This is a genomic window from Thalassolituus sp. UBA6592 (assembly GCF_002433655.1).
Classification (GTDB): Bacteria; Pseudomonadota; Gammaproteobacteria; order Pseudomonadales; family Oceanobacteraceae; genus Venatoribacter.
In genome coordinates this window covers 13591-18451 of record NZ_DJIO01000181.1, presented here as the reverse complement: position 1 = coordinate 18451, position 4861 = coordinate 13591, and the positions used below count along the sequence as shown (strand labels likewise).

Sequence of the window (4861 nt, the reverse complement as noted above, 5' to 3'; positions counted from 1 at the left end):
GTTCTCTGTTCTCTGTTCTCTGTTCTCTCTGTGTTCTCTGTTCTCTCTGTGTTCTCGCTTGAGTCGGATCCGTTCTGGGCGGTGCGGCGCATCAGGGCTGTCTGAACGTGCGTTAGTACTCACTGTTATCGCTCCATAAAAAAACGCCTCCGTATCAGGGAGGCGTTTCTTTTTGCTATGTGTGTATTGCCGATCGGTTAACGCATCTGCAATACGATCACATCACTGCTGGCAGGATCTGTATCAGCGCGCAGGTGTGCAACCTCTTCGGCGGTGACGGTGCCGCCAGTGTTGCCCCAGGCAGTACGGATAAAGGACAGCACTTCGGCAATCTCTTCATCCTTCAGTTGCTTACGGTAAGGCGGCATACGGTACGAATCAGGAACGCCGGCAGTCACCACACGACCTGAACCGTTTAACGTCGCATTTATCGACGATACCGGAGTAGGTGCCAGTGAGGAGGCGCTGCCAGCCAGTGGCGGAATCCACTTACCTTTACCCAGGCCGTCGTTACCGTGGCAGGCACTGCAGTGGTCATAATAAATCTGAGCACCAGCAACAGATGCCCGGTTATTAACGGCTAATTTATCGGCCGTGGTGGCATCATAACTCCACGGGGCTCCATCACGCTGAGGATCGCCTGGCAGTGATTTCAGGTAATGCGCAATGGCTTTCAGGTCTTCATCGCTGAGAAACTGTGTGGAGTTGTTGTATGCATCCGTCATAGAGCCATACACCACAGCGTGTTCATTGCGGCCTTCTTTCAGGAACTGGGCAATGTCTTCTTCGCTCCAGCGGCCAAGGCCGGTGTTGTGATCATCGCGCAGGCTTGGGGCGTACCAGCCATCCAGTGTGGCACCGGAGAGGTATTTATCGCTGGCATCGCTGAGGGCTTTTTCCTGCATGGCGAAGCCACGCTCGGTATGACAACTGCCACAGTGGCCGGCACCCTGTACAAGATAGGCACCGCGGTTCCACCGTTCATCTTTGCTGCTGTCGGGCTGGTAAACGCCGTCTTCGGTAAATAACACGTTCCAGTATGCCAGTGGCCAGCGCATATTCATCGGCCATGGAATGGTGGAGTCTTTATTTTCCTGTATAACCGGTTCAACGCCGTGCATAAAATACGCATAAAGCGCTTCGATATCGGCATCGGTCATTTTTTCATAAGACGGATAGGGCATCGCCGGATACAGTCGTTTGCCATCCGGGGTAACACCCTGACGTACCGCACGTTCAAAATCGGCCAGCGAATAACGGCCGATGCCTGTGGTTTTATCCGGTGTAATATTAGTGGCAAAAATGGAGCCCAGTGGCGTGGCCATTTCCAGTCCACCGGCAAAGGGTTCGCTCTCCGGTGTGCTGTGACAGGCAACGCAGTCTGCAGCGCGGGCAACGTATTCGCCCTGATGTATCAATGCGTCGGATACCGGATTCTCATTTTTGCTGTTATCAAACGCAGAGGAAGGCACCCGTGTACCGTGCCATACCATCAGCAGGGCAATAATAATCAGTGCCAGTATGACGATCAGAAACTTTTTCATGGTCTGTCCTTTTGAGGCTCAGAATAGTGTGATCAGTAAATGCCGGACCTTAGTGTTGCGGTCCGGCGGATGAGCGTGCATATGCGTTATTTCTGACGCAGATTACGCTTTGGTTTTTTTACTGAAATCGTGACGGGACAGCGGCATGCTGCGGATACGTTTCCCTGTCAGATGGGAAACCGCATTAATGACCGCTGGTGGAACGGATGGCAGGCCAGGTTCGCCCACACCGCCCATTTTGGCGCCACTTTCAACGACTTTGACGTGTACATCCGCCATTTGTGACGGCCGCAGAATAGGGTACATGTCATAGTTGCGCGCGGTTGGTTCACCGTTTTTATACACGGCTTCTTCTACCAGGGTTTCTGACAGACCAAGGGCAACAGCGGACTGAACCTGAGCCTCAACAACCCGTGGGTTTACCACGGAACCCGGATCAATCGCCTGCCAGACGTTGTGTACCCGGACTTCGCCATTGTGAATGGATACTTCAGCAATGGATGCGGTTTCTGAGCCAAACGGTGATGCCATGGCAATGCCGCGGGCGCGCACTGAACCATCGTCGGCAGTGTAGGGGCCGCGACGCCAGCCTCCGGATAATTCAACCACGGCATTGAGCAGGTTGGTCAGGCGTTCATTGTCTTTCAGCAGACGCAGACGTAATTCGTAAGGATCGATACCGCCTTTGTCGGCGACTTCATCAAAGAAACATTCGTAAACAAAATCGTTCATCGAATGGCCCACGGAGCGCCAGTAACCCTGCATGGCCGGGTTTTTAACGTATTCCTGAGCGATACGGACATTCGGAATTTTATAGGCTTTACCGGAAATACCTTCCAGCGCAAAGCTGTCGGCTTTACCTTCCTGATAACCGTAAAGTGCCTGTCCTGGTCCTTCGGTGGCGCTGATGGATTCCAGTGCTTTTGGCATGCCATTGGCGTCCAGCGTGGCGCGTAATTTAACCGCCGCCATCGGGCGCATGGTGTCGCGCAGGAATTCTTCTTCACGGCTCCAGATCAGTTTGATCGGACGTCCGGTTTTTTGCGCCAGCTCGATTGCCTGAGGGTAAGGGCTGGCTGCGGCATACAGGAAGTGACGGCCAAAGAAGCCGCCCAGCATGGGCGAGTGTAGATTTACCTGTTCAGGTTTAAGGCCAGCGCGTTTGGCAATATCGCCGCGGAACATATCCTGCGCCTGGTTTGGCAGCCAGATATCCAGCGTGCCATCGGCATTGAATTTCGCCAGCGCGGATGGTGGCTCAAGCTGTGCGTGATGAACGTGCTGAGTACGGTAGGTGGAAGCCAGTACATCATCGGCGCTGTCGAGCATGGCGCGGGCATCACCTTCTGTTTCAAAGGCCACACCGGCAGCGGTTTTGGATGCCAGTAAATCCGCGTGGCCATCGGTAGAGTAGTCCGCAGGCATATTACGCAGCACACCGCCGGCGGGTTCAGATTCTGCTTCAGCCCAGGCAACCTGAGCGGCTTCTGCTGCCTGTTTGGCGTGCCACCAACGTTCAGCAACCACCGCGACTGCGCCATCCAGAATGTGTACGGAGTGTACACCTTTCATGTTTTTAATCTGGCTCAGATTGCGGACCTCTGCGACGGTCATGCCCAGACGCGGCGCATGTTGTACGGCCGCATGCAGCATGCCATCGACTTTGATATCAATGGAGTATTCGGCTTTACCGGTGGATTTGTCGTAAACATCCAGACGGTCCATGGCTTTACCGATCCAGCGGAAATCTTTTTTATCGCGCAGGGTTACGCTTTCGGGTGCGGGTACTGGCATATCCAGTGCGGCACTGGCCAGTTTTCCGTAGGTTACGGAACGGCCGCTTTTTGCGTGCACAACTTTACCAGGCTCGGTAGTGAGTTCGGCAAACGGTACATTCAGCGCTGCTGCTCCGGCTTCCATCAACATTTTACGGGCGAGGGCGCCCAGGCGACGCATATTGGTATAACTGGTACGCACCGACATACTGCCGCCGGTAATGCGCATACCATTATCCATTGCGACATAGTCGGCCCCGGCAGGAGCGCTGACCACAATAAAACTGGCCGGATCAACATCCAGTTCTTCGCCGACGATCTGTGCCATGGCGGAGTAAACGCCCTGGCCACCTTCTACAAACGGGCTTTGCAGGCGCACGCTGTTATCCGCCAGGATTTCCAGAAAGGCAGGGACTTTGGTTGCGTATGCTTTGCTGTCAGCAGCACGGGCTTTGCCGGCGGGAAGGCCCACACCCAGAACGAACGCACCGGCCGTCAGGCCTGCGGAAGAAAGTAAAAAGCGACGGCGGGAAACGTTCACCGGCTGATCGGACAATTCTGCTTGTGTCATTACAGGATTTTCATCTGCAGCTTTCATGGGCTTAGGCTCCTGTTGTTTCTGACTGGGTGTTGTTCCTGAGGTCGGAGAGTGTGCTGGATACAGTCACTTCCGTGGCCAGATCGGCTACCGCAGCGTGAATGGCATTGTAAGTACCGCAACGGCACAGATTGATCATGGCACTGTTGATCTGTTCTTCGCTGGGTGACGGATGGGCTTTCAGCAAGGCTGTTGCCGCCATGACCTGACCAGACTGGCAGTAACCGCACTGTGGCACCTGATGTTCGGTCCAGGCTTTAACTACTTTTTTACCCACATCATCGTTTTCGATCGCTTCGATGGTGGTAATGCTTTTGCCGGCGACACTGCCAACCGGTGTGACGCAGGAGCGCATCACCTGGCCGTCAATCAATACTGAACAGGCCCCGCACTGAGCCAGGCCGCAGCCGTATTTGGTACCCGTCATGCCCAGGTCGTCGCGGATTACCCACAGCAGTGGCGTATCGTCGTCCGCCTGGACGTCGTAAGTCTGATCATTAATGGTGAGTTTCATTGCTTTCCCTCTCATCTGGATAACCCGCGTATCTGGCTGTGCAGGTCTTTCTGCATCCGGTTACCGGGTTTTTGGGCGTCTCGGTGCTGTTCTGGTGCTTTGATTCTGTTGCTGTAAAAGCAGCCTTGAACGGGGGCTGACCCTGCACAGGTCAGGCTGTATCGGTTGTTTTATCAGTTGCTCTATCAGTTATCGGAGAGTGCCGGGAATTCTTTTCCCCGGCAAACCGTCGTAACAAATCAGGCTTATGAACCGCATTCATAGAGAATGACACGTCCCCGCGTTGGGTCAGTATGGTTTAAGCGACAAGGCGAGCCAATGAATGTTTCCCTGAGTGAATGTCACTCTGTGTTCCATCAGCGCGCCCTGTCATGAACTGCCTGATTTGTACGGGTGTCCTGTTCGCATGTACTGCTCAAATGTACTGCTC

3 protein-coding genes are annotated in these 4861 nt (G+C 54.2%); all 3 read right to left on the bottom strand.

The genetic code is table 11. The features are described from left to right. Positions 1-197 precede the first annotated feature (197 nt). On the bottom strand, positions 198-1544 hold the full coding sequence (locus tag B2Z72_RS18275; protein WP_297005491.1) for a c-type cytochrome: 1347 nt from the start codon (positions 1542-1544) through the stop codon (positions 198-200). A gap of 102 nt (positions 1545-1646) precedes the next feature. Then, positions 1647-3917 carry a xanthine dehydrogenase family protein molybdopterin-binding subunit gene (locus B2Z72_RS18270; protein ID WP_296984191.1) on the bottom strand — a complete coding sequence of 757 codons (2271 nt, stop codon included), beginning with the start codon at positions 3915-3917 and terminating at the stop codon, positions 1647-1649. Between the two features lie 4 nt (positions 3918-3921). Then, entirely contained in the window at positions 3922-4431 is a 510-nt protein-coding gene (locus B2Z72_RS18265; protein WP_296984193.1) for a (2Fe-2S)-binding protein, read from the bottom strand. Positions 4432-4861: the final 430 nt, after the last annotated feature.

What these genes read in the sequence shown, in the direction of transcription:
- B2Z72_RS18275 (WP_297005491.1), bottom strand. Translation starts at nt 1,544, where the DNA reads ATGAAAAAGTTTCTGATCGTCATACTGGCACTGATTATTATTGCCCTG.
- B2Z72_RS18270 (WP_296984191.1), bottom strand. Translation starts at nt 3,917, where the DNA reads ATGAAAGCTGCAGATGAAAATCCTGTAATGACACAAGCAGAATTGTCC.
- B2Z72_RS18265 (WP_296984193.1), bottom strand. Translation starts at nt 4,431, where the DNA reads ATGAAACTCACCATTAATGATCAGACTTACGACGTCCAGGCGGACGAC.